23 protein-coding genes and 3 tRNA genes are annotated in these 22,419 nt (G+C 63.4%); 11 read left to right on the top strand and 15 right to left on the bottom strand.

Annotation, left to right across the window (positions count from 1 at the left end):
* The first annotated feature begins 1 nt into the window (after position 1).
* The 5 genes from NFG57_RS03630 to NFG57_RS03610 are packed head-to-tail and all read left to right on the top strand — an operon-like array spanning position 2 to position 3,010.
* The gene (locus tag NFG57_RS03630; protein ID WP_045992127.1) at positions 2–346 is read left to right on the top strand and encodes a Na+/H+ antiporter subunit C; all 345 of its coding nucleotides are present in this window, start codon (positions 2–4) and stop codon (positions 344–346) included.
* Complete coding sequence (locus NFG57_RS03625; protein ID WP_108448056.1) at positions 343–1,851, top strand: monovalent cation/H+ antiporter subunit D; 1,509 nt, start codon at positions 343–345, stop codon at positions 1,849–1,851. Before NFG57_RS03630 ends, NFG57_RS03625 begins: the two co-directional genes overlap by 4 nt.
* Positions 1,848–2,348 carry a Na+/H+ antiporter subunit E gene (locus NFG57_RS03620; protein WP_045992129.1) on the top strand — a complete coding sequence of 167 codons (501 nt, stop codon included), beginning with the start codon at positions 1,848–1,850 and terminating at the stop codon, positions 2,346–2,348. The genes NFG57_RS03625 and NFG57_RS03620 overlap by 4 nt, the downstream gene beginning before the upstream one ends.
* Entirely contained in the window at positions 2,342–2,611 is a 270-nt protein-coding gene (locus NFG57_RS03615; RefSeq protein WP_045992130.1) for a K+/H+ antiporter subunit F, read from the top strand. Before NFG57_RS03620 ends, NFG57_RS03615 begins: the two co-directional genes overlap by 7 nt.
* Positions 2,612–2,626: 15 nt before the next feature.
* Positions 2,627–3,010 (top strand): Na+/H+ antiporter subunit G, encoded by a 384-nt coding sequence (locus tag NFG57_RS03610; RefSeq protein ID WP_045992131.1) that lies wholly within the window; start codon positions 2,627–2,629, stop codon positions 3,008–3,010.
* 91 nt (positions 3,011–3,101) lie between these two features.
* Here the strand turns inward: NFG57_RS03610 and hemH are convergent, their stop codons facing one another.
* Complete coding sequence (hemH, locus tag NFG57_RS03605) at positions 3,102–4,172, bottom strand: ferrochelatase (RefSeq protein ID WP_348815387.1); 1,071 nt, start codon at positions 4,170–4,172, stop codon at positions 3,102–3,104.
* 108 nt (positions 4,173–4,280) lie between these two features.
* Between hemH and NFG57_RS03600 the strand changes: the two genes are divergently transcribed.
* Both NFG57_RS03600 and NFG57_RS03595 read left to right on the top strand, forming a co-directional pair.
* Positions 4,281–5,861, top strand: coding sequence for a cryptochrome/photolyase family protein (locus NFG57_RS03600; protein ID WP_348815386.1), 1,581 nt, complete (start codon positions 4,281–4,283; stop codon positions 5,859–5,861).
* The gene (locus tag NFG57_RS03595) at positions 5,858–6,238 is read left to right on the top strand and encodes a DUF393 domain-containing protein (protein ID WP_348815385.1); all 381 of its coding nucleotides are present in this window, start codon (positions 5,858–5,860) and stop codon (positions 6,236–6,238) included. The genes NFG57_RS03600 and NFG57_RS03595 overlap by 4 nt, the downstream gene beginning before the upstream one ends.
* 141 nt (positions 6,239–6,379) lie before the next feature.
* Here the strand turns inward: NFG57_RS03595 and NFG57_RS03590 are convergent, their stop codons facing one another.
* The 9 genes from NFG57_RS03590 to rnr form a co-directional block, all read right to left on the bottom strand.
* Positions 6,380–6,682, bottom strand: a complete 303-nt coding sequence (locus tag NFG57_RS03590; RefSeq protein WP_045992135.1) for a DUF6482 family protein — start codon at positions 6,680–6,682, stop codon at positions 6,380–6,382.
* Positions 6,683–7,078: 396 nt separating this feature from the next.
* Positions 7,079–7,372, bottom strand: coding sequence for a hypothetical protein (locus NFG57_RS03585; protein WP_045992136.1), 294 nt, complete (start codon positions 7,370–7,372; stop codon positions 7,079–7,081).
* Between the two features lie 78 nt (positions 7,373–7,450).
* The gene (dnaB, locus tag NFG57_RS03580; protein WP_045992137.1) at positions 7,451–8,839 is read right to left on the bottom strand and encodes a replicative DNA helicase; all 1,389 of its coding nucleotides are present in this window, start codon (positions 8,837–8,839) and stop codon (positions 7,451–7,453) included.
* A 209-nt stretch (positions 8,840–9,048) separates the two neighbouring features.
* Entirely contained in the window at positions 9,049–9,495 is a 447-nt protein-coding gene (rplI, locus tag NFG57_RS03575; RefSeq protein ID WP_045992138.1) for a 50S ribosomal protein L9, read from the bottom strand.
* A 16-nt stretch (positions 9,496–9,511) separates the two neighbouring features.
* Positions 9,512–10,363, bottom strand: a complete 852-nt coding sequence (locus tag NFG57_RS03570; RefSeq protein WP_348815383.1) for a hypothetical protein — start codon at positions 10,361–10,363, stop codon at positions 9,512–9,514.
* A gap of 10 nt (positions 10,364–10,373) precedes the next feature.
* Entirely contained in the window at positions 10,374–10,601 is a 228-nt protein-coding gene (rpsR, locus tag NFG57_RS03565; RefSeq protein WP_016853668.1) for a 30S ribosomal protein S18, read from the bottom strand.
* A 45-nt stretch (positions 10,602–10,646) separates the two neighbouring features.
* Positions 10,647–11,018: a 30S ribosomal protein S6 gene (gene rpsF / locus NFG57_RS03560; RefSeq protein WP_045992140.1), complete on the bottom strand. Its 372-nt coding sequence runs from the start codon at positions 11,016–11,018 to the stop codon at positions 10,647–10,649.
* 164 nt (positions 11,019–11,182) lie between these two features.
* On the bottom strand, positions 11,183–11,923 hold the full coding sequence (gene rlmB / locus NFG57_RS03555) for a 23S rRNA (guanosine(2251)-2'-O)-methyltransferase RlmB (protein ID WP_204248931.1): 741 nt from the start codon (positions 11,921–11,923) through the stop codon (positions 11,183–11,185).
* A 165-nt stretch (positions 11,924–12,088) separates the two neighbouring features.
* The gene (rnr, locus tag NFG57_RS03550) at positions 12,089–14,536 is read right to left on the bottom strand and encodes a ribonuclease R (protein ID WP_348815382.1); all 2,448 of its coding nucleotides are present in this window, start codon (positions 14,534–14,536) and stop codon (positions 12,089–12,091) included.
* A gap of 263 nt (positions 14,537–14,799) precedes the next feature.
* Here rnr and NFG57_RS03545 point away from each other — a divergent pair.
* From NFG57_RS03545 to NFG57_RS03535, 3 genes are all read left to right on the top strand, one after another.
* A tRNA-Leu gene (locus NFG57_RS03545) sits at positions 14,800–14,886 on the top strand.
* A gap of 65 nt (positions 14,887–14,951) precedes the next feature.
* Positions 14,952–15,038, top strand: a tRNA-Leu gene (locus NFG57_RS03540).
* A gap of 65 nt (positions 15,039–15,103) precedes the next feature.
* Positions 15,104–15,190, top strand: a tRNA-Leu gene (locus NFG57_RS03535).
* A 202-nt stretch (positions 15,191–15,392) separates the two neighbouring features.
* Here NFG57_RS03535 and NFG57_RS03530 read toward each other — a convergent pair.
* Positions 15,393–16,265: a DNA/RNA non-specific endonuclease gene (locus tag NFG57_RS03530; RefSeq protein WP_348815381.1), complete on the bottom strand. Its 873-nt coding sequence runs from the start codon at positions 16,263–16,265 to the stop codon at positions 15,393–15,395.
* A gap of 115 nt (positions 16,266–16,380) precedes the next feature.
* Entirely contained in the window at positions 16,381–16,656 is a 276-nt protein-coding gene (locus NFG57_RS03525) for an Lrp/AsnC ligand binding domain-containing protein (RefSeq protein WP_348815380.1), read from the bottom strand.
* A gap of 346 nt (positions 16,657–17,002) precedes the next feature.
* On the opposite strand from NFG57_RS03525, the gene NFG57_RS03520 reads away from it, so the two are divergent.
* Positions 17,003–17,317, top strand: coding sequence for a high-potential iron-sulfur protein (locus NFG57_RS03520; protein WP_348815378.1), 315 nt, complete (start codon positions 17,003–17,005; stop codon positions 17,315–17,317).
* 128 nt (positions 17,318–17,445) lie between these two features.
* On the opposite strand, the gene NFG57_RS03515 is transcribed toward NFG57_RS03520, so the two are convergent.
* The 3 genes from NFG57_RS03515 to NFG57_RS03505 form a co-directional block, all read right to left on the bottom strand.
* Positions 17,446–19,011, bottom strand: coding sequence for a SpoVR family protein (locus NFG57_RS03515; RefSeq protein ID WP_108131324.1), 1,566 nt, complete (start codon positions 19,009–19,011; stop codon positions 17,446–17,448).
* A 100-nt stretch (positions 19,012–19,111) separates the two neighbouring features.
* Complete coding sequence (locus NFG57_RS03510; RefSeq protein ID WP_045992146.1) at positions 19,112–20,398, bottom strand: YeaH/YhbH family protein; 1,287 nt, start codon at positions 20,396–20,398, stop codon at positions 19,112–19,114.
* 63 nt (positions 20,399–20,461) lie between these two features.
* Entirely contained in the window at positions 20,462–22,384 is a 1,923-nt protein-coding gene (locus NFG57_RS03505) for a PrkA family serine protein kinase (RefSeq protein WP_108131323.1), read from the bottom strand.
* Positions 22,385–22,419 lie beyond the last annotated feature (35 nt).

Raw genomic sequence — 22,419 nt, 5'->3', positions numbered from 1 at the left:
CATGGAAATGCTCTATGCCATAACGACCGGCGTGCTCGCCGCCAGTGGCCTGTATCTGATGCTGCGCGGCCGAACCTTCCCAGTGGTGGTAGGTCTGACGCTTCTCTCCTACGCCACCAACCTCTTTCTGTTCTCCATGGGCGGACTGACCACCGGTGGTTCCGCCATCATCGACGGCAAGAGCGACTACAGCGATCCGCTGCCCCAGGCGCTGGTGCTGACCGCCATCGTCATTGGCTTCGCCATGACCGCCTTCGCGGTGATCCTGGCGATGCGTGCACGGGGCGACATGGGCAATGACCACGTGGACGGGCGCAAGGCCGAGGACAAGGAGGAGCGACGCTGATGTCCCACCTGATCGTGATGCCCATCGTGCTGCCGCTGGCAGCAGCGGTGGCGCTGCTGCTGACCCGATTCGGCAATGCCACGCTCAAGCGTGGTCTCGGCCTTGCCACCACCCTGGCGCTGCTGGTGATCAGCGTGATGCTGCTGCGCCAGGCGGCCAGCGGCGAGATCCAGTACTACGCCCTGGGCAACTGGCAGCCGCCCTTCGGCATCATCATGGTGCTGGACCGGCTATCGGCACTGATGCTGTTCGTGACCTCGATGCTGGCGGTTGGTGCGGTGCTGTTCGCCTGCGGCGGCGACGACGAGAAGGGCAGCAACTTCCACGGCCTGTTCCAGCTGCAGCTGATGGGAATCAACGGCGCCTTCCTGACCGGCGACCTGTTCAACCTGTTCGTGTTCTTCGAGGTGCTGCTGCTGGCCTCCTACGCCCTGCTGGTCCACGGTGGTGGCAAGGCGCGCATCCAGTCGGCGGTCCACTACGCCGTGCTCAACCTGGCGGGATCGGCGCTGTTCCTGTTCGCCGTGGGGCTGCTGTACGGGGCTACCGGCACCCTCAACATGGCGGACATGGCCCAGGCGGTGAGTCAGCTGCCGGGAGAGCGTCAGGGCATGGTCGTCGCCGGCGCCCTGCTGCTGCTGGTGGTATTTGGCCTCAAGGCGGCGGTACTGCCACTGTATTTCTGGCTCCCGCGGGCCTACGCCAGCGCGCCGCCGCCGGTGGCCGCCCTGTTTGCGGTGATGACCAAGATCGGCGTCTACGCCATCCTGCGGGTCTACTGGCTGGTCTTCGGCGACCAGGCAGGTCCCCTGGAGGCGCTTGAGCAGAGCTGGGTGTGGTGGCTTTCGCTCGGCACCCTGGCGATTGCCGGTGTCGGCGTGCTGGCCGCCCGCGACCTGCGTCTGCTGGTGGCCTATCTGGTACTGGTGTCGGTGGGCACCCTGCTCGCCGGCGTCGGCATGCGCTCCCCCGAGGCGGTGTCGGGCCTCCTGTTCTATCTGGTGCACACCACCCTGGTCACCGGCGGGCTGTTCCTGCTGGCGGACATGATCGGCGTCCAGCGTGGCAAGGCCGGTACCCGCCTGGTGCGCGGCCGGATACCGCGCAACGCCACGGCGCTGGGCCTGATGTTCCTGATCGGGTCCATGGCGGTGGCGGGCCTGCCCCCGCTGTCCGGGGCGCTGGGCAAGGTCATGCTGATGAACGCCGGGGACAGCGCCCAACGTCTCTGGTTCTGGCCTCTGCTGCTGGCCACCGGCCTGTGCGCCATTGTGGCGCTGTCGCGGGCAGGGTCCACCCTGTTCTGGCGTAGCCAGGCCAGCGATGACGGCGATTCGCTGTCCCCCTGGCAGTGGGCGGGCACCGGCTGGCTGCTGGCATCGTCGCCGTTGCTGGTGATCCTGGCCGGCCCCCTGGCCGGCTACACCGAGGCCACGGCAGAACAGTTGAGCGACCCGCAACCGATGATTCAGGCCGTTCTGATCGATCAGGGAGACGCCCAATGAACCGACGCACTCGCTCACTACTGCCGACACCGCTGCTCAGCCTGCTGCTGCTGGTCGTGTGGCTGTTGCTGGTCAACACGGTCTCGGTCGGTCACCTGCTGCTTGGCGGCTTTCTGGCCGTGCTCATCCCCTGGCTGACCTACCCCTTCTGGGACATGCAGCCCGGTGTAAAGAAGCCCTGGAAACTGCTGCGCTTCTTCTTCCGGGTGATCGGTGACATCGTGGTGGCCAACATGCAGGTGGCCTGGATCATCATCAATCCCTGGCGCCGCACTCGGCCCCACTTCGTCGAGTATCCGCTGATGCTCGAGGAGCGATTCACCATCACCCTGCTGGCCAGCACCATCACCCTGACCCCAGGAACGGTGTCGGCCAACCTGCGCATGGACGGCAAGACGCTGCTGATCCACGCTCTGGACGTGCGTGACGAACAGACCCTGATCCGCACCATCCGCGAACGCTACGAGCAGCCGCTGAAGGAGATCTTCGAATGCTAGACACCGCCTTGACCATCAGTTTGGCGCTGGTCTGCCTGGCGCTGCTGCTGAACCTGTTTCGCCTGACCGTGGGCCCGGACATGCCCGACAGGATCCTGGCGCTGGATACCATGTACGTGAACTCCATCGCCCTGATCATCCTGATGGGAGTGTGGCTCAACTCCAAGACCTACTTCGAAGCCGCGCTGCTGATCGCGCTGCTCGGCTTCATCAGCACCATTGCCGTCTGCAAGTATCTGCTGCGCGGCGATATCATCGAGTAACTTCGGGAGAATTCCATGTTCTACGTCATTCTCGAGGGGCTGATCTCGGTGCTGCTGATCGCCGGCGGGCTGTTTGCCTTCATCGGCTCGCTGGGCATGGCCCACCTGCGGGACTTCTACATGCGCCTGCACGGCCCGACCAAGGCCACCACCCTGGGCATGGGCTGCATCCTGTCCGGCTCCATGGTGTACTTCAGCGCCACCCAGGAAGGCACCCACCTACAGGAGATGCTGATCACCCTGTTCCTGTTCATCACCGCCCCGGTAAGCGCCCACATGCTGGCCAAGACTGGCCTGCACCAGCGCCTCAAGTATCTGGACAAGACCCGCGGCAAGCCGCTCGAATTCCGTGAGGAGGAGGTTGGGGATAAGCCGGTGCCCCACCCCGACCGAGACTAAAAGCCTAGCTTCATGCAAGCTGGATACGAAACGGGCAGCCCATGGGCTGCCCGTTCTGTGTCTGGCTATCGTGGCGCGAAAGGCCGAGCGATCAGATCCAGCCGCCCAGTTCGCGCTTGACGATATCGGCCAGCACCGCGATATGGTCGTCGCGATCGTTGAGGCACGGAATGTAGATGAAGTGCTCGCCGCCGGCCTCCATGAAGGCGTCGCGGATCTCTTCCTCGATCTCTTCCAAGGTCTCCACGCAGTCGGCGCTGAAGGCGGGGGACAGTACGGCGATTCTCTTGTGTCCCTGACGCGCCAGCTCCGCCACCTTGTCGACGGTGGCGGGGCCCACCCATTCTTCAGGCCCGAACTTGGACTGGAAGGCGGTAACCACTTCGTCCTCGGCCTGCCCCAGCCGTTCGCGCAGCAGTCGCGTGGTCTTCCTGCACTGACAGTAGTAGGGGTCGCCTTCCTCCAGAAAGCGCTTGGGTACGCCGTGATAGGACGCCACCACCACCGAAGGCTGGTGCGTCTCGTTCTCCAGGCGTTCGCTGACCGAGGCAGCCAGGGCCTCGATGTAGCCCGGCTCGTCGAAGTAGGCCGGCACCGTTCGCACCGATGGCTGCCACTTGCGCTTCATCAGCTGACGGAAGAACTGATCGCAGGCGGTGGCGGTAGTGGGCGAGCCGTACTGGGGATACAGCGGGAAGAACAGGATACGCCGACATCCCTTCTCCTCCAGCTCCTTGAGCGCCTTGTCGGTGGAAGGATTGCCGTAGCGCATGCCGAAGCTGACCTCGATCGAGTCCCCCAGCTCAGCGCGCAGCCGCGTCGACAGCTTCTCGCTCTGGCTTCTGGTGATGGTCAGCAATGGACTCTCGTCCTTGTCGGTGTTCCAGATGCTGCGATAGGCCGCCCCGGAAGCAAATGGCCGGCGACTCAGGATGATCAACTGCAGCAGTGGCTGCCAGAGCCAGCGCGGATAGTCGACCACCCGCTGGTCCGACAGAAATTCGCTGAGATAGCGGCGCATGGACCAGTAGTCGGTATCGTCCGGCGTACCCAGGTTGGCGACCAGCACGCCGATCTTTTCACGTGCGACGGCGGGGTGGTCGACCGGCGCCTGCTCCGGGCGATGGGCCTCCACCACTGAGGGGGGAACGGACTGATCCATGAAGGTGACTTCCTCTTGGTAGCGAATGCACAAAGCCTATCACCGGTGGGTATCAGGCTCGAATGAAGTGTTACTATGAAGAGGATTTGTACAATTTTTGGTGAACCCATGTCCAGATCCTTGATCCTGATCACCGGCGACCAGTTGAGCCTGGACCTCGGACTCTTGCAGACCACTGGCGACGACGACGTCGTCGCGCTGTGCGAGGTCGCCGAGGAAGGCCGCTACGTGCCGCATCATCCTCAGAAGATCGCCATGATGCTGTCGGCCATGCGCCACTTCGCCGCCACTCTTCGCGACAAGGGCTATCGCGTCCACTACAGCGCCCTCGATGATCCGGACAACGCCCATGGCCTGCTGGCGGAGGCGGAACGCCTCGCGCAAGCCTACGACTGTTCGCGGATTGTCACCACAAGGCCCGGCGAATGGCGGCTGCTGGATGCCATGGAGCGCCGCCAGGGCGGGATACCCTGGCAATGGGTCGAGGACGACCGCTTCTACTGCACGCCTGGTGAATTCGGCGACTGGTTGTCCCATCGCCGGCAGCCTCGCATGGAGGGCTTCTATCGACTGATGCGTCGCCGCACCGGCCTGCTGATGGAGGGCGATGAACCCATGGGCGGCCAGTGGAACTTCGACAAGGACAACCGACGGCCCCTGCCCCAGCACTACACGCTGCCCAAGCCTCCCCGCCACACCGTCGACGACATGACCCGTGAGGTGCTGACACTGGTGGAGGAACACTTCGATGAACACTTCGGTCGTCTGGATGGCTTCCACTGGCCGGTCACCCGACGCCAGGCGCTGGTCGATCTCAGACACTTCATCGATCACCTGCTGCCGAGCTTCGGTGACGTCCAGGACGCCATCAGCGACAGCGATCCCTTTCTCTTCCACTCGCGCCTGTCCGCTCCCATGAACCTTGGCCTGCTCAGCCCGAGAGAGGTCTGCGAGGCCGCCGAAACCGCTTATCTCGAGGGGCATGCACCGATCAATGCGGTGGAAGGTTTTATCCGCCAGATCCTCGGCTGGCGAGAGTACGTCAGGGGCATCTACTGGACCCGTATGCCGGACTACAAGGGCTATAACGCCTTGCAGGCCCGCAGGGGTCTGCCCCACTTCTACTGGAGCGGTGACACCGGCATGCGCTGTCTATCCCGCGCGATCGGCATGACCCGGGACAACGCCTACGCGCACCATATCCAGCGTCTGATGGTGACCGGCAACTTTGCTCTGCTGTGCGACGTCAGCCCCGAGGCCCTGTGCGACTGGTACCTGGCGGTCTACGCCGACGCCTGCGAATGGGTCGAATTGCCCAATACGCTTGGCATGGTGTTGCACGCCGACGGTGGACTGATGGGCTCGAAGCCCTACTGTGCGTCAGGCAAGTACATCGATCGGATGTCTGACCATTGCCGCCACTGTCGCTATGACGTGAAAAAGACCCTGGGCGAAGACGCCTGTCCCTTCAACAGCCTCTACTGGGACTTTCTCGAACGTCACGCCGACACCCTGGCGAGCAATCCTCGCATGAAGCTGATCTATGGCTCGCTGCGCCGCATGAGCGATGACAAGCGCAGCGCCATGCGCCGTCAGGCCACGTCCTTTCTCGACAACCTGGCATGCGAACCGAGCTACGGTCAGGGTCCCCACCGCGACGGCTATCGACCTCAGGGAGCATCTATATGAGCCCATTCGAGTCACTCGCCACACCGCTTGCGCTGTTTCATGATGGTCAGTGCCCACTATGCCGCAAGGAGATCGCCTGGCTGAGGCGGCATCCGCGCAGCCGGCTGATCCACTTTATCGATATCCGCGACGACGATTTTTGCGCCGAGGCCTGGGGCCAGCGCTTCGATGACATGCTGGGCAAGCTGCACCTGCGCGACGCCACAGGTCGCTGGTTCATCGGCATGGATGCCACTCGCGCATTGTACGCGACGCTGGGTCATCGCCGTTGGGTGCAGCTAAGCAGCGTACCCGGTTTGCGTGGACTGCTGAACATCGGCTATCTGGGCTTCGCCCGACTACGACCCTGGCTAACAGGGACTCATAGGAAGCGATAAGGCAGGTCGACACCGCCAAGGGCCCTGGCAGCTTGCGCCAGGGACTTGTTCGGTGAACGTGGGTACATCAGTGGCAAGGCAGAGACGGCGAGACTGCCGTCGAGAGGGTTCCAGCACCAGGGTGGTGTGGAACGATGTCACTCAAAACACCAGGGGCATACGTGAGGCCAGCGGTTCGGCATAGTGGGCCTCGCGACCGATCACCTCGTCGTGGGCCACGTGCTGGACCAGGTAGGCGCGGTGGATACCGGCACGCTTGAGCTCCAGGTAGACGTCGTCCAGCGAGCGGAACAACACCGGCTTGCCGCGGCGGCAGAGCATCTTGCGGGCACCTTCCACGTCTTCCAGTTCGACCTGGTAAAAACGGCTGCCGGCATGGCCGATCACGCGAATCTCGAAGTTGTCGTGGCGGCCGACAAAGGCCTTGAGATCATTAATTTCCATCGTATCTTTCGCCTCTTTTCATCCTGTCGCGACGGGGGTCCTGTGGCCCCCGCCCTCCTTATGTGACGACACTACGGCGACGAGCGTGCCGATGATATTTCGGCAGACCATGACGCTCGTTTCATTTCCCTGTGCCGCGCATGTGACTCTCTGATCATGGCACAGCCTGGGCCCTTCGGGTGACATTCCCGTGACGGTGTGAAGAATTTCTCTGATCTGGATACATATTGGCCGTTTCGCGCGCACAGCGGGTTAAACGACCTCCATGATCGCGGCGGAGAAAAGGGGGTCTTCAGCGGCAGGCAGCGCCTTTGCGGGAGGAAGTGGAGAGCTTGAAGGAGGGAAAACGAAGGCCCGCGACACGAATGCTCGCGGGCGACGGATCCGGCGGTGAGACTACTGGTAGTCGGAGGGATCGATGGCCTTGCCGAGGGAGTTGCGGTCGACCCAATTGCCGGCCTTGGTCTCCTTGTAGCGAAACACCACCTTGTCGCCGATCTGCACCGGCAGCTCGGAGTCTTCTGTCTGGTAGCTGTAGTCCACGCCGTCCACTACCAGGTGATAGCGATACAGATCGGGCATGCCGAGCCATTCCTTGAACGGGCCTTCCCTTTCCACCGAGGTCAATTCGCCACGGGCTTCCAGCTTGGGCGCGCGACGGCGATTGCCGCGTCGAAATCCGCCTGCCATGTCAGGTCTCCTTCACTGTGTCTGTCGAAATCGCAAGGGGCGGCATTATACGAGCCCGTCGGTCAGGCTCAAGCACGTTTATTCGCCGAAGGTATCACCGTAGCTGTCCGGCGCCAGATCCTCGAAGCGGGTGTACTTGCCGATAAAGGCCATGTGCACCGTCCCGATGGGACCATTACGTTGCTTGCCGATGATGAATTCGGCGAGCCCCTTGTTGTCGGGATTATCCGGGTTGTAGACCTCATCACGATAGACGAAACCGATCAGGTCGGCGTCCTGCTCGATGGCCCCGGATTCACGCAGGTCCGACATCACCGGACGCTTGTTGGGGCGCTGCTCCAGCGAGCGGTTGAGCTGCGACAGCGCAATCACCGGGCAGCCGAACTCCTTGGCAAGCCCCTTGAGCGAGCGCGAGATCTCCGAAATCTCGCCGGTACGGTTGTCACCGAACCCCGGCACCTGCATCAACTGCAGGTAGTCGATCATGATCATCGCCAGGTTGCCGTGCTCGCGCACCACGCGACGCACCCGTGAGCGCATCTCGTTGGGCGACAGCGCAGCGGTGTCATCGATGAACAGTTGCTTGTCCTTGAGCAGGTTGACCGCCGAGGTCAACCTCGGCCAGTCCTCGTCCTCGAGCTGACCGGAGCGCACTCGGGTCTGGTCGATACGCCCGAGTGACGACAGCATGCGCAGCATGATCGAGTCCGCCGGCATCTCCATGGAGAACACCATCACCGGCTTGTCGCTGGACACCACCGCGTGCTCCACCAGGTTCATGGCGAAGGTGGTCTTGCCCATGGACGGGCGGCCGGCGACGATCACCAGGTCGGAGGGCTGCAGCCCGGAGGTCATGTCATCGAGATCGCGAAAGCCGGTCGACAGGCCGGTCATCTCGCCTTTCATGTTGAACAGCTCGTCGATGCGATCGACGGCCTTGGTCAGCAGTTCGCTCATGCCGATGGGGCCGCCGGCCTTGGGGCGATCCTCGCTGATCTGGAACACCAGCCGCTCGGCCTCGTTGACCAGCTCATCGGCAGGACGCCCATTGGGGCTGAAGGCGCCGTCGGCGATCTGGTTGGCCGCCTGGATCAGCTTTCTCAGGGTGGCGCGTTCGCGCACGATGTCGCCATAGGCGCGGATATTGCTGGCCGAGGGAGTGTTGCGGGCCAGCTCCGCCAGGTAGGCGAGCCCGCCCACGGTGTCGAGCTGGTCGCGCCCCTCCAGGGCCTCGGACAGGGTCACCACGTCCAGCGGACGGCTCGACTCGGCCAGCGCCACCATGGCGTTGAACACCAGGCGATGCTCGTAGCGATAGAAGTCGTCGGCCACCAGCCGGTCGGCGATATTGTCCCAGGCCTGATTGTCGAGCATCAGGCCACCCAGCACCGACTGCTCGGCCTCCACCGAGTGCGGCGGAACCTTCAGCGCCGCGGCTTCACGATCGATGGTCTGGACGTCACTCATGCGCTTGTCTCTTCGCTGTTGTTCACGGCGCCATGCCACTGGATCCAGGCTGTGTCCGAAAAGTCGACGAGCGCAGCCACTCTCCAGACAAGCCTTAGTCTACCCGAAGCCGGGTCCGTCGCACGATCACCCGTGCGGGCGATCGCGAGCCACAAAAAAGGGCGCGGGATGTGACTCCCGCGCCCTTGCCACTGCCGTGGGAGACGACCTTACTCGGCCACCACCACCACGCGCACGGTGGCGTCGACGTCGGCATGCAGGTGCAGCACGATGTCGTATTCGCCGGTCTGGCGGATCGGGCCTTCCGGCATGCGGACTTCGCTCTTGGCGACGTCGATACCGGCGCTGGAGATCGCCTCGGCCAGGTCACGCGGACCGATGGAACCGAACAGCTTGCCTTCGTCGCCAGACTTGGCGACCAGAGACAGCTCGATGTCGTTGAGCTGCTCGGCGCGAGCTTCGGCTTCGGCCTTGCGCTCGGCGGCCTGAGCTTCGAGCTCGGCACGCTGGGCTTCAAAGGCAGCGATGTTGTCCTTGGTGGCCGGCACGGCGAGACCGTAGGGCACCAGGTAGTTGCGGCCGTAACCAGGCTTGACGGTGACCTTGTCACCGAGACCGCCCAGCTTGCCAATGTTGTCGAGCAGAATGACTTCCATCTCGTAAACCTCTATGTCAGTTGTTGTGACCCAGACGCCCGCGGAAGTCCGCGAAGGTATCGATCAGGGCCACAACCAGCACGATGAGAATCATGGGCCAGGTGGTGATCAGCAGCAGATAGAACGCGACCAGCCACAACCCGTTCATTCCCTTACGTCCAACTACACCATGTGTCAGGCCGATGCCGGCCATCAGCAGCGGAATCCAGGCCAGCATGCCGATCCCGGGGAGACCCAGCAGGGTGCCGGCGATCACCAGCACCACCAACAGGATCAGCTCCCTCGGGGTGAGCCGCAGGGCGTGGAACTCTTCCCGGAAACCTCCCGGGTTGTAGAGCCCCGCCTGCCAGCTGCGTGCCAGGGCCAGACAGGCCACCGCAGCGAGCATCACCACCAGACCGGTGACACCGCTGATGACCAGCTCGGCCAGCCGACTGGCGTCGACCCCCTGGGCAGCCAGCTCGTCGAGCATGGCCGCCACCTCGGAGGAACTCTGGCGCAGCTGCTCCAGCATCAGGGCGGTGTCTGCCTTGGGCAGGAACACCCCCAACTGGATCATCGCAGCGCCGGCCAGCGACCCCAGGATCAGCGCCTCGCCCCAGCGCATGCGGGAGCGCAGCACGATGGCCATCAACAGCGCCAGCAGGGTGGTCGCCAGAGGGATCGGATCTCCCTGGGTCCACCACCAGCCTGCCGGCACCGCCGCAGCGGCGATCACCGGCATCGCCGGTGCCATGCCCTTGCGCAAGGTCACCAGAGCGGCAATCGCCGCCCCGAACCAGAACAGCCAGGGCACCGCAGACGCCACCAGCGCGACCAGAGTCGCCTGGGGCATGCCTTTCATCGACCATCGGGCGACGGGCAGCATCGGCGACGACTTACTGGTGGCTGTCGGTGTAAGGCAGCAGGGCCAGGTAGCGTGCGCGCTTGATCGCGGTGGACAGCTGGCGCTGGTAACGGGCCTTGGTACCGGTGATGCGGCTGGGAACGATCTTGCCGGTCTCGGTGATGTAGGCCTTGAGCGTGTCCAGATCCTTGTAGTCGATCTGCTTCACGCCTTCAGCGGTGAAACGGCAAAACTTGCGGCGACGGAAAAAGCGTGCCATGGAAAGACTCCTTATACGTGCGTTGCAGAGCTAGTGATGCGCGGCTCAGGCGGATTCAGCGGTGCGCGGCTTTTCTTCGCGACGGGCACGCTTCTCTTCCACCGGCTTCATCATCGGAGACGCTTCGGTGATGGCTTCCTTGCAGCGCACCACCAGGCTGCGAATGATGGCGTCGTTGAAACGGAAGATGTTCTCGATTTCCTCGAGGGTCTCGCCGCTGCACTCGACGTTCATCAGCACGTAGTGAGCCTTGTGGATCTTGTTGATCGGGTAGGCCAGGTGACGGCGGCCCCAATCCTCGAGACGGTGAACAGTACCGGCGTTCTCGGTGACGATGCTGGTGTAGCGCTCGACCATGGCCGGAACCTGCTCACTCTGGTCCGGGTGGACCATGAAGACGATCTCGTAGTGACGCATGGATTCTCCTTTCGGTTTGGCAGCTTCCGCAGGGGCCTGAGTCGTCTCGGCGCCGGGGGAAGCAAGGAGTGAATAACAATTAGCCTGTCCCGCGCAGAACGCACGGGCGCCCAGATTCTACGGAGTTGTGATCAGGGTTGCAAGCCGATGCTGGGGCGACACCGTCACCCGCGGGCCTTGAGCTCGCGCTGGCGCACCACCTCGAACAGACAGACGCCGGTGGCCACCGACACATTGAGACTCGAGACGGTGCCCGCCATGGGCAGCTTGACCAGGTTGTCGCAGGCCTCCCGGGTCAACCGACGCATGCCCTTGCCCTCGGCCCCCATCACCAGCGCCATGGGCCCGGTGAAGTCGGCAGCGAAGACGCTGGCGTCGGCCTCGCCGGCGGTACCGGTGATCCACACTCCTTCTTCCTTCAGTCGCGCCATGGCGCGGGCCAGGTTGGTCACCTGATACACCGGCACGCTCTCGGCGGCACCGCAGGCCACCTTGCGCACGGTGGCGTTGAGCGGTGCCGACTTGTCCTTGGGCACGATCACGCCGTGCACCCCGGCGGCATCGGCACTGCGTAGACAGGCGCCGAAGTTGTGAACGTCGGTGACACCATCGAGGATCAGCAGCAGCGGCGGCGTCTCCAGCGGCCAGGCCTTGAGCTTGTGCCACAGGGACTCCTCGCCCTCCGGCGCCAGTGGCGGACAGAACGCCACGATACCCTGATGGGAGGCACCCTGGGAAAGGCCGTCGAGCTCTTCACGGAGCACGCTCCTGAGCCTGGCGCCGCGACTGCGCGCGGTATCGACCAGCTCACTGAGACGACGCCCGGCGTCGCCCTCCTGCACCCACAGTTCCTTGGGTGATTCGCCACGCTCCAGCAGCGCCCGGACGGCGTGGACGCCGAACACACTGTCGAGGCCGTTCGGCACTGCCGGACCATGCTGACCACGTCCCTTGCCACGCGCCTGAGTACGCGCCTGGTCATGCGTCTGGGACTGGCTCTGGCCGTGGCGACGGCGTCTGGAATCATGCTTGGCCACGGGCGGCCTCCTGGTCAATCTTCACGCGGGTGTTCATCCCTTGTTGCCACGCCGCGGACCGCGGCGCCGACGTCCGCCCTTCTTCTTCGGGGCATCCTGTTCGCCGACCCCGGAAGGGCCGTCGGCACGGCGCTTGGTGTCGCCCTGGGCCGTCCTGCCGCCGCGCCCCTTGCCCTGGCCTTTGCCCTGACTCTGGGCGCCTGCGTCGCGACGCTTGCGCGGTGCCCGACGAGGGCGCGGCTTGTCGTCGGCCATCTCGAAGTCGATCTTGCGCTCGTCGAGGTCGACCCGAGCCACCTGAACGGTGACCCCATCGCCCAGACGATAGCTGGTGCCGGTACGCTCGCCCTTGAGACGATGCTTCTCGGGCTCGTAGTGGTAGTAGTCCGACGGCAAGGAGGTGACGTGGACCAGTCCCTCGACATAGAACGCGTCGAGGCGCACGAAGATACCGAACTGGGTGACCGAGGCGATGGTACCGTCGTAGACCTCGCCGAGCTTGTCGGACATGAACTCGCACTTGAGCCAGCCCTCGACGTCACGGGTGGCGTCGTCGGCACGACGCTCGGTCATCGAGCAGTGCTCGCCAAGTTCGAGCATCTGCTCGAAGGTATAGGGACACCACTTGGTCGGCGGCTCCACCGGCGCTCCCTCGGCGCGCAGCACGGTGTTGGTCTGGCGCGGTCCGCGGATCACCGAACGAATGGCACGGTGCACCAGCAGATCGGGATAGCGACGAATCGGCGAGGTAAAGTGGGCGTAGGCCGGGTAGGCCAGGCCAAAGTGGCCCTCGTTGTGGGGCGAATACACCGCCTGACTCATCGAGCGCAGCATCACCGTCTGAATGATGTCGGCATCGTCGCGACCCTTGATCGCCTCGGCCAGGTCACGGTAGTCCTGGGGCGTCGGTTCATCACCACCGCCGAGTGACATGCCGATCTCGTTGAGGAACAGCCGCAGCTTGTCCAGGCGTTCCGGCGACGGACGCTCGTGGATACGGTACAGCGCCGGCAGGTCGTGCTTGTCGAGGAAGCGCGCGGTGGCAACGTTAGCCGCCAGCATGCACTCCTCGATGATCTTGTGGGCGTCGTTGCGCGAGCGCGGCACGATCTTCTCGATCTTGCGCTCGTCGTTGAAGACGATGGCGGTCTCGGTGGTCTCGAAGTCGATGGCACCCCGTTCGGTACGCGCTTCTCGCAGCAACTGATACAGGCTGTGCAGGTTCTTCAGCGACGGCACCAGCGACTTGTACTCCTGGCGCAGGGCCTCGCCTTCCTCCCCCTCGTCCTGAAGGATCGCCGCCACCTTGTTGTAGGTCAGCCGGGCATGGGAACGGAAAACCGCCTCGTAGAAGCGATAACGGCTGATGGCCCCGGTCTTGGAGATGTTGAGCTCGCACACCAGCGCCAGACGATCGACGTCCGGGTTCAGCGAGCACAATCCATTGGACAGCAGCTCCGGCAGCATCGGCACCACCTGCCCCGGGAAGTACACCGAGTTGCCGCGGGCGATGGCCTCCTGATCGAGCGGGCTGCCGGGACGCACGTAGTGCGACACGTCGGCGATGGCCACCAGAAGCTTCCAGCTGCCCGAACGCGTCTTGTAGGCACACACCGCGTCGTCGAAGTCCTTGGCGGTCTCGTCATCGATGGTGACCAGCGGCTTGTCACGCAGGTCAATGCGGTGGTGCTTGTCCTCCTCGGCGACCTCGGCGGACATGCTGGCGATCTGGTCGGTGACATCCGGCGGAAACTCGGACGGGATCTCGTAGCTTCTCAGCGCGATGTCGATCTCCATACCGGGATCCATACGCTCTCCCAGCACCTCGATGACCTCGCCCACCGGCTGCACCCGGGTCTCGGGCTGCTTGACGATGCGTGCCGAGATGACCTGGCCGTCCTGGGCGCCACCACAGGCGCTGTGCGGGATGATCACCTCCTGGGTGATCCGATTGTTCTCGGGGATCAGTACCCCGAACTCGGGCGTATTCTCGCGATACACACCAACGATGGTCTGGGTGTTGCGCGCGATGACGTCCACCACCGTGGCCTCGTCACGGCCCCTGCGATCGCGTCCGCTGATGCGCACCAGCACGTGGTCACCGTGAAACACCCGGCGCATCTGTCGCGGGGGGATCACCAGGTCGGGCTTCTTGCCGTCGTCGCGCAATAGAAAGCCGAAACCATCCCGATGCCCCAGCACCTTGCCCTTGATCAGATCGAGCTTGTCGATCAGCGCATAGGCGTTGCGACGGTTGCGCAGCACCTGGCCGTCCCGCTCCATGGCGGACAGGCGGCGACGCACCGCCTCGCGCAGGTCCTCGTCATCGAGACCCAGCTGATCACTCATGGCCTCATGGGTCACCGGCGCCCCGATTTCCTCGAGCCGCTTGAGCAGGTATTCGCGGGACGGGGCGGGGTTGTCGTACTTGTGGGCTTCGCGGAGAGCGTGTTCGTCGGCGTCGAGCGTCCAATGGGTCATGCGAAAGGCATCCTTGGCAGGGTCGAGGACGGCAGGTGAGCGCCGACTCCCGGGCGCGAGCGTGCGGTCTTGTCGAAAATTTGTCGTAACATGCGCGCAGTATAGCGCTGGCGCGGCCTTGACCCAACCATAAGCGCCCGTGGATAGACCCGCCGCCCACCGAGGGCCCATTCAGGCGATGGTCACAACGGCAAAAAAAATCGCGCGATTCCCTATCGAGACGCTTGCATTATTCAGATGATTCGGTAACATACGCGCCACTTGCCCAGATGGCGGAATTGGTAGACGCGCTAGCTTCAGGTGCTAGTGTCCTTATGGACGTGGAGGTTCAAGTCCTCTTCTGGGCACCAACGATCCTTCGGGATCACGACGATGCAAGTCGTCACGCTCTTTGTCAGTCAAGCAGCACGTGTTCGCCCAGGTGGCGGAATTGGTAGACGCGCTAGCTTCAGGTGCTAGTGTCCTTATGGACGTGGAGGTTCAAGTCCTCTCCTGGGCACCATCGACTCGTCAGGGTCGACGAACACGACAGACTGATGCAAGATTGACAAGAGAATCGCATGACATGCCCAGGTGGCGGAATTGGTAGACGCGCTAGCTTCAGGTGCTAGTGTCCTTATGGACGTGGAGGTTCAAGTCCTCTCCTGGGCACCATCGTCATGCAGACAACGGATCCACATCGGATCAACAAGAACCCGCGCCTCGTCGCGGTTTTTTTGTGCCTGAAATCTGCACCGCTCCCGGATATCCCTCTACCTCACCTTCCTCTCGCACTATCCCTCTGCGCCACCCTCCTGACGCAGCAGAACAGCAACAGCCAGCTCCGCCGTCTTTCCGGCACCCGCGAACTCTCTACCTAGTCGAATCGAGAGGGCAACTCGGCCACCTGGGACAATGCCCAGTCGCCGACCCCCGCGACCGACTCCCAGTCGGCTTCCTGGCTCGCCGCCAGCCGCGGCAGGAAATTCAGCCCGGTGCTTGCTTCTACCTCGTCGATGCTGACCAGAAACTGCTTGAGCGACTCGTCGCCACGCACGTCCTGGGGCATCACAAAGGCCACCGCCAGCGGCGTATCCCCCGGCACCACCACGATCTTGTAGAACGCCACCGGCACCTCGACGAAGCCGACGCGATCGAGTAGACGATCGATCTCGATATCGGTGATTCGTGTCTCGGCGTAGATCGGGCCGGTGATCACCTGCAGCCGGCCGAAGCGCGGCAGGAAGTGGTCCATCACCACCTCCTCCAGGCGCTGCCACAGCTGCCGATTGAGCGCGGGCTTCTGCGGCATCATGTTGCTCATCAGAAAGCTGTCGTCCTGGGCGTCTTCTCCCCACACCTTGGCCATGGCGTAGTTCGGGGCCAGGTGGCCGCGGTCGTAACCACTGCCCGAGTAGCTCGTGGTGCTGACAGGCCACAGCGTGCGCCAGTCCTGGCGGAAACCGGGTCGCGGCCCGATCTGTCGATCCCCGCTCTGGCGTAGCTCATAGCTGACCCACAGCGCACCGACGCGGACATCCGACCATCCGAGCAGATAGCCATCGTTGCGCATGACGCGGGTGAAGGACAAGACGCCGGGCTCGGCCCACTCGGTTACCCCCATCCAGCTCATGCGATCACGGTAGCCCTGCTCTGTGCTGTGCCACAGAAAGGCACCCGCGGCGACCAGCACCAGCGAGACAAGGAGGTTTCGGGGGCGGGGTATCAGGCGATCGAGTGAAAGGTCCACACGCTTCCTTGATGCAAAGAGTCACGAGATGGCGAAGAAGTGCTGGTCGCCGGCGCGTCGAACGAGCGGCGTTGCGCCGGCCCGGCGCAGTCACCGGGCCGCACACGCGACCTTGCTACCACCCCAGCGAGAACATGGTCTCCAGGTCGTGACGGGAGTGCACCTGCATGGCATTGAGAGTCTCGGTGTCGGCGACCCCTTCCACCGCGTTCAGGCGCCCGGTGACGAGTTCGGCCAGGCTCTCGAAATCACGGGTGCGCGCGATCGCCACCAGGTCGTAGCGACCACAGGTGGAGTACACCTCGCTGATGCCGTCGACCTCGGCGAGGCGCTCCGCCACCGCCTTGACCTGGCCCTTTTCGGCATTGATCAGGATCACTGCATTCTGCATGGTCGCCCTCCTTCGATGTCCGTCTTCGCCTGGCCAACCAAGCCCACGGCACAGACGGCAAGATGTGGTGTGCTCGCGGCGCAGTATATCAGCGCCGGCGCGGCACGGGCAGCACCACCCGACAGGCACCACCTGCGTGGCGGATTGCCGCAGCGGAGTAGCGAGGATTCGCCAAGACTCAAAGGCTTAGCTAATCTGAATGTTCAGCGCCGCCTAGAGCGCACGAGGTCGCCCAGGCTCACCGGGCACACTCGATAACATCGGTCCAGCAGAAACGGACCCAACCAAGACCGTTCGACTATCGACTTCGATCACCATCGATCGAGCCACAACGAGGAGCCCCACCATGGCCAAGCACAGCCGCCGTGACTTCCTGCGCCACAGTCTGCTGGGCATCGCCGCCCTGCCTCTGGGCGCTGGCGTACTGTCCCGCACCGCCCTGGCCCAGAGCCTGCCGCGCCTGGATACCAACAACGCCCAGGCCAAGGCGCTCGGCTACGTCGAGAACGCCAGCGACGCCAGTGGCAACGCCGCCTACGAAGAGGGAGAGACCTGCGCCAACTGCATGTTCTTCAACGCCGAGACCGAAGGCTGCCAGCTGTTCCCGCAGAACAGCGTGGAGCCGGGCGGGTGGTGCCAGTCCTGGACCGCCAAGCCTTGACGTCTGGCTGACCCAGCGTCGGATCTACCAGGGGTAGGCTGAAAAGAGCTCACCCCTGAGCCACACCAGAACGACAACACCCCGGGCCGATGGCCCGGGGTGTTGTCGTTTGCCGCTCTTGCCGAGTCTCAAGCGCCTTCTTCGCTGTCCGGCAGCGGCCACTGATAGCGACGCACCACCTCATCGCCGTCCCAGGACTCCAGCTTGACCGGAAAGCCCCACAGTTGATGCAGATGACGGATCACCGGATAGACACTGCGTGCCAGCGGTCGCCGCTGATCCTGCACGTGGCGCAGCGTCAGCGAACGATCACCACGGATATCCGCCTCATAGACCTGAATATTGGGCTCACGCAGCGACAGCGCATACTGCGTGGACAGCGCCTCGCGCACCCGCCGGTAGCCTCGCTCATCATGGATGGCGCCGACCTCCAGGGTCTCCTCCTGGTCATCGTCGACGATCTGGAACAGCTTCAGATCGCGGATCACCTTGGGCGAGAGAAACTGCTGAATGAAGGACTCGTCCTTGAAGTTGCGCATGGCAAAGTTCAACGTCTCGCGCCAGTCACTGCCGGCGATGTCGGGGAACCACTCGCGGTCCTCGTCATTGGGCGCCTCGCAGATACGCTTCAGGTCGGTGAAGATGGCGAACCCCAGGGCGTAGGGGTTGATGCCGTTGTAGTAGGGGCTATCGAAGGCCGGCTGACTGACCACGGCGGTATGCGACTGCAGGAACTCGAGGATCAGCCCCTCGTCCACCGCGCCCTCGTCGAACAAGCGATTCATCAGGGTGTAGTGCCAGAAGGTCGCCCAGCCTTCGTTCATCACCTGGGTCTGACGCTGGGGGTAGAAGTACTGGGCCAGCTTGCGCACGATGCGCACCACCTCACGCTGCCAGGGCGCCAGCAGCGGAGCGTTCTTCTCGATGAAGTACAGCAGGTTTTCCTGGGGCTCCGGCGGATAACGCCCGCCACCTCGCAGCCCCAGCGGATCGTCCTCGGACGCCATGGGCTCGGCGATGCTGCCCACATCACCGGTTGGAATGGTGCGCCACAGGGTGTTGACCTGGGTCTGCAGGTAGTCTTCGCGTTCCTGCTGACGGCGAGCCTCCTCCTCGGGAGATACCGGGGACGGACGCTTGTAGCGGTCGACGCCATAATTCTGCAGGGCGTGACAGGCGTCGAGCAGCTGCTCCACCGCCTGGACACCGTGGCGCTCTTCGCACTGGCTGATGTACTTGCGGGCGAACACCAGGTAGTCGACGATCGAGGAGGCGTCGGTCCAGGTCCGAAACAGATAGTTGCCCTTGAAGAAGGAGTTGTGGCCATAGCAGGCGTGCGCCATGACCAGCACCTGCATCATCAGGGTGTTCTCTTCCATCAGGTAGGCGATGCAGGGATCTGAATTGATCACCAGTTCGTAGGCCAGCCCCATCTGACCACGCCGATAGGCCTGCTCCACCGCCAGGAACTGCTTGCCGAAGGACCAGTGGTGATAGCCCACCGGCATGCCGACGCTGGCGTAGGCGTCCATCATCTGCTCGGTGGTGATGATCTCGATCTGGTTGGGGTAGGTATCGAGCCGGTACTCGTCTGCCAGTCGCGCGATCTCGGCCTCGAACTCGGTGAGATCGTCAAAGCTCCAGTCGGAGCCGGTGGCGATGGGCTTGGCGTGGCGCTTGGTCAAGGTGGTCATGGAGCTCCCCTCCTCTCCGGGGCTCTATCATCGCCCGGAGTTGCGTAGCGCTTGTTCAGGGGCCGCAAGGCCCCGGCCTGCTGTCGAGTCGACCGAGGGGTCAACTCTCGGCGCGACGCTTGAACAAGGCACGGAACACCGGATAGATATCCCCCGGCTCGACGATCTGACGCATGGCGAAACGGTCAGGATAGGCCGCCTCCACCCGCTCGTACTCTTCCCACAGGGCCTGGTGGGCGTGGGGCGTGATCTCCACGTAGGTGAAGTACTGCAGGCGCCCCATCAGTGACTTGGTCAGGAGCTCACGACAGTTCACCGAATCATCGTCCCAGTTGTCGCCATCCGAGGCCTGGGCCACGTACAGATTCCACTGACCCGGCGGGTAGCGCTTGTCGATGATCTCGTCGACCAGGGTCAAGGCGCTGGAGACGATGGTGCCGCCGGTCTCGCGGGAGTAGAAGAACTCCTCCTCGTCGACCTCCTTGGCGGCGGTATGATGCCTGACAAAGACCAGCTCGACCCGCTCGTAGCTGCGCTCGAGAAACAGGTACAGCAGCAGGAAGAAGCGCTTGGCGATGTCCTTGTGGGCCTGGGTCATCGACCCGGAGACGTCCATCACGCAGAACATCACCGCCTTGCTCGATGGCTGGGGCTGGTTGATCAGGTGGTTGTAGCGAAGATCGTAGGTGTCGATGAAGGGCACCGCCTCCAGGCGCCGCTCCAGGCGCTCGATCTCGTCCTTGAGCTCCTGGATGCGGGCGGGGTTTCGGAGCACCGGATCCTTGCGCTCCTCGACCTCCAGTGCCTCCTGAGCCTCGCGCAGGGCCCGACGAATGGGCGCCCGCATGGCGATACGTCGGGCCTGGGCCTCGCGCATGGAGCGCACGATGTTGATCCTCGCCGGCACCCCGTCCCGGGACACCCCGGCGCGCACCGGCCGCACCTCCTCGACGTCGACCAGCGGCTTGCGCTCCAGGTGGGGCAACTCCAGGCCGTCGAAGACAAACTCGAGAAATTCCTCCCGCGTCAGGGTGAAGGCGAACTCGTCCATGCCCTCACCCTGATTGGAAGCGCCGCCTTCGCCGCTGCCATCGCCACCACCGCCGCCACCGTCCGGACGGCGCAGGCGATCCCCTTCCTGAAATTCGCGATTGCCCGGCGCGACGATGGAGCGACGCCCCCCGCTGCCGTGCTGGAATACCGGCTCGGAGATATCACGGCTCGGGATCGAGACCTTCTCGCCGCGCTCCATGTCGGTGATGGAACGGCGATTCACCGCCTCCTCCACGGAGCGCTTGATATGGGTCCGATAACGGTCAAGAAAGCGCTGGCGGTTGACCGCGCTCTTGTTCTTGGCGTTGGCTCGGCGATCGATGAAGTAGGTCATGGGACCTCCTGGGCGCAGTCGACAAGGGTGGCAGGCACCGGGACGCTCCCGGTGCCTTCACGGCTACTGCGACTTGCGCACCCTCAGGTACCACTCCGACAGCAGGCGCACCTGCTTCTCGGTGTAGCCTCGATCCTTCATCCGCGCCACGAAGTCCTCGTGTTTCTTGATGTCGGCAGAGGATGCCTTGGCGTTGAAGGAAATCACCGGCAGCAGCTCCTCGGTGTTGGCGAACATCTTGTGCTCGATCACACCACGCAGCTTCTCGTAGGACTGCCAGCCCGGATTCATGCCGTTGTTCTGGGCACGCGCCCTGAGCACGAAGTTGACCACCTCGTGGCGGAAGTCCTTGGGATTGGAGATGCCCGCCGGCTTCTCGATCTTTTCCAGCTCGTCATTGAGCGACTGGCGATCGAACAGCTCGCCGGTCTCGGGATCCCGGTACTCCTGATCCTGGATCCAGAAGTCGGCGTAGGTGACGTAGCGGTCGAAGATGTTCTGACCGTACTCGGAGTAGGACTCCAGGTAGGCGGTCTGGATCTCCTTGCCGATGAAGTCGACGTAGCGCGGCGCCAGGTACTCCTTGATGTAGCGCAGGTAACGTTCGAAGGTTTCCTTGGGCAACTGCTCCTGCTCCAGACGCTGCTCCAGCACATACAGCAGGTGCACCGGATTGGCCGCCACCTCATGGTTGTCGAAGTTGAACACCTTCGACAGGATCTTGAAGGCGAAGCGTGTGGACAACCCGTCCATGCCCTCGTCCACCCCGGCGCTGTCGCGATACTCCTGGATCGACTTGGCCTTGGGATCGGTGTCCTTGAGGTTCTCGCCGTCATAGACCCGCATCTTGGAGTAGACGCTTGAGTTCTCCGGCTCCTTGAGCCGCGACAGCACCGAGAACTGGGCCAGCATGCGCAGGGTATCCGGCGCGCAGGGAGCCTGGTTGAGCGAGGAGTGCTCGAGCAGCTTCTTGTAGATGTTGATTTCTTCGGAGACCCGCAGGCAGTAAGGCACCTTGACGATGTAGACCCGGTCGAGGAAGGCCTCGTTGTTGCGATTGTTGCGGAACGCCTGCCACTCGCTCTCGTTGGAGTGGGCCAGCACGACGCCATCGAAGGGTATCGCGCCCATGCCCTCGGTGGGGTTGTAGTTGCCTTCCTGGGTGGCGGTCAGCAGCGGGTGCAGCACCTTGATCGGCGCCTTGAACATCTCGACGAACTCCATCAGGCCCTGGTTGGCTCGACACAGGCCACCGGAGAAGCTGTAGGCGTCCGGATCATCCTGGGAGTAGAGCTCGAGCTGGCGGATGTCCACCTTGCCCACCAGCGAAGAGATGTCCTGGTTGTTCTCGTCGCCAGGCTCGGTCTTGGAGATGGCGATCTGATTGAGCCGCGAGGGATACAGCCGCACCACCCGGAACTGGGAGATGTCACCACCGGACTCCTTGAGTCGCTTGGCTGCCCAGGGCGACATCACGCTGCGCAGGTGGCGACCGGGAATGCCGTACTCCTTCTCGAGCAGCTCGCCGTCTTCTTCGGGCGAGAACAGGCCAAGCGGGGACTCGTGCACCGGAGAACCCTTGATTGCGTAGAACGGCACTTTTTCCATCAACAGCTTGAGCCGCTCGGCCAACGACGACTTGCCGCCCCCCACCGGCCCCAGCAGGTAGAGAATCTGCTTTTTCTCTTCCAGGCCCTGAGCGGCGTGGCGGAAGTAGGCCACGATCTGCTCGATGGCCTCCTCCATGCCATGGAATTCACTGAACGCCGGGTAGCGGCGTATCACCTTGTTGGAAAAGATCCGCGCCAGCCTCGGGTCCTTGGCGGTGTCGATCACCTCCGGTTCACCGATGGCCTCCAGCATGCGCTCTGGCGCACTGGCGTAGACGGAAGGGTCTTGACGGCAGAGTTCCAGATATTCCTGCAGGGACATTTCTTCCTGCTGGACGCGAGCGAAGCGGTTCTGCACATGGTCGAAGATGCTCATCGATGCCTCCTGTGATGCCCGGGACTCGATCTGGA

Origin of the sequence: Halomonas sp. H10-59 (assembly GCF_040070555.1) — a bacterium.
Classification (GTDB): domain Bacteria; phylum Pseudomonadota; class Gammaproteobacteria; order Pseudomonadales; family Halomonadaceae; genus Halomonas; species Halomonas litopenaei.
The sequence above is the reverse complement of the archived record's forward strand: the minus strand, read 5'-3'. Positions and strand labels throughout refer to the sequence as shown.

Bases quoted from the DNA above. Each gene is read 5' to 3' on its own strand.
- NFG57_RS03630 (WP_045992127.1), top strand. From the start codon at position 2: ATGGAAATGCTCTATGCCATAACGACCGGCGTGCTCGCCGCCAGTGGC.
- NFG57_RS03620 (WP_045992129.1), top strand. From the start codon at position 1,848: ATGAACCGACGCACTCGCTCACTACTGCCGACACCGCTGCTCAGCCTG.
- NFG57_RS03615 (WP_045992130.1), top strand. From the start codon at position 2,342: ATGCTAGACACCGCCTTGACCATCAGTTTGGCGCTGGTCTGCCTGGCG.
- NFG57_RS03610 (WP_045992131.1), top strand. From the start codon at position 2,627: ATGTTCTACGTCATTCTCGAGGGGCTGATCTCGGTGCTGCTGATCGCC.
- hemH (WP_348815387.1), bottom strand. From the start codon at position 4,172: ATGGATCAGTCCGTTCCCCCCTCAGTGGTGGAGGCCCATCGCCCGGAG.
- NFG57_RS03600 (WP_348815386.1), top strand. From the start codon at position 4,281: ATGTCCAGATCCTTGATCCTGATCACCGGCGACCAGTTGAGCCTGGAC.
- NFG57_RS03595 (WP_348815385.1), top strand. From the start codon at position 5,858: ATGAGCCCATTCGAGTCACTCGCCACACCGCTTGCGCTGTTTCATGAT.
- NFG57_RS03590 (WP_045992135.1), bottom strand. From the start codon at position 6,682: ATGGAAATTAATGATCTCAAGGCCTTTGTCGGCCGCCACGACAACTTC.
- NFG57_RS03585 (WP_045992136.1), bottom strand. From the start codon at position 7,372: ATGGCAGGCGGATTTCGACGCGGCAATCGCCGTCGCGCGCCCAAGCTG.
- dnaB (WP_045992137.1), bottom strand. From the start codon at position 8,839: ATGAGTGACGTCCAGACCATCGATCGTGAAGCCGCGGCGCTGAAGGTT.
- rplI (WP_045992138.1), bottom strand. From the start codon at position 9,495: ATGGAAGTCATTCTGCTCGACAACATTGGCAAGCTGGGCGGTCTCGGT.
- NFG57_RS03570 (WP_348815383.1), bottom strand. From the start codon at position 10,363: ATGCTGCCCGTCGCCCGATGGTCGATGAAAGGCATGCCCCAGGCGACT.
- rpsR (WP_016853668.1), bottom strand. From the start codon at position 10,601: ATGGCACGCTTTTTCCGTCGCCGCAAGTTTTGCCGTTTCACCGCTGAA.
- rpsF (WP_045992140.1), bottom strand. From the start codon at position 11,018: ATGCGTCACTACGAGATCGTCTTCATGGTCCACCCGGACCAGAGTGAG.
- rnr (WP_348815382.1), bottom strand. From the start codon at position 14,536: ATGACCCATTGGACGCTCGACGCCGACGAACACGCTCTCCGCGAAGCC.
- NFG57_RS03525 (WP_348815380.1), bottom strand. From the start codon at position 16,656: ATGCAGAATGCAGTGATCCTGATCAATGCCGAAAAGGGCCAGGTCAAG.
- NFG57_RS03520 (WP_348815378.1), top strand. From the start codon at position 17,003: ATGGCCAAGCACAGCCGCCGTGACTTCCTGCGCCACAGTCTGCTGGGC.
- NFG57_RS03515 (WP_108131324.1), bottom strand. From the start codon at position 19,011: ATGACCACCTTGACCAAGCGCCACGCCAAGCCCATCGCCACCGGCTCC.
- NFG57_RS03510 (WP_045992146.1), bottom strand. From the start codon at position 20,398: ATGACCTACTTCATCGATCGCCGAGCCAACGCCAAGAACAAGAGCGCG.
- NFG57_RS03505 (WP_108131323.1), bottom strand. From the start codon at position 22,384: ATGAGCATCTTCGACCATGTGCAGAACCGCTTCGCTCGCGTCCAGCAG.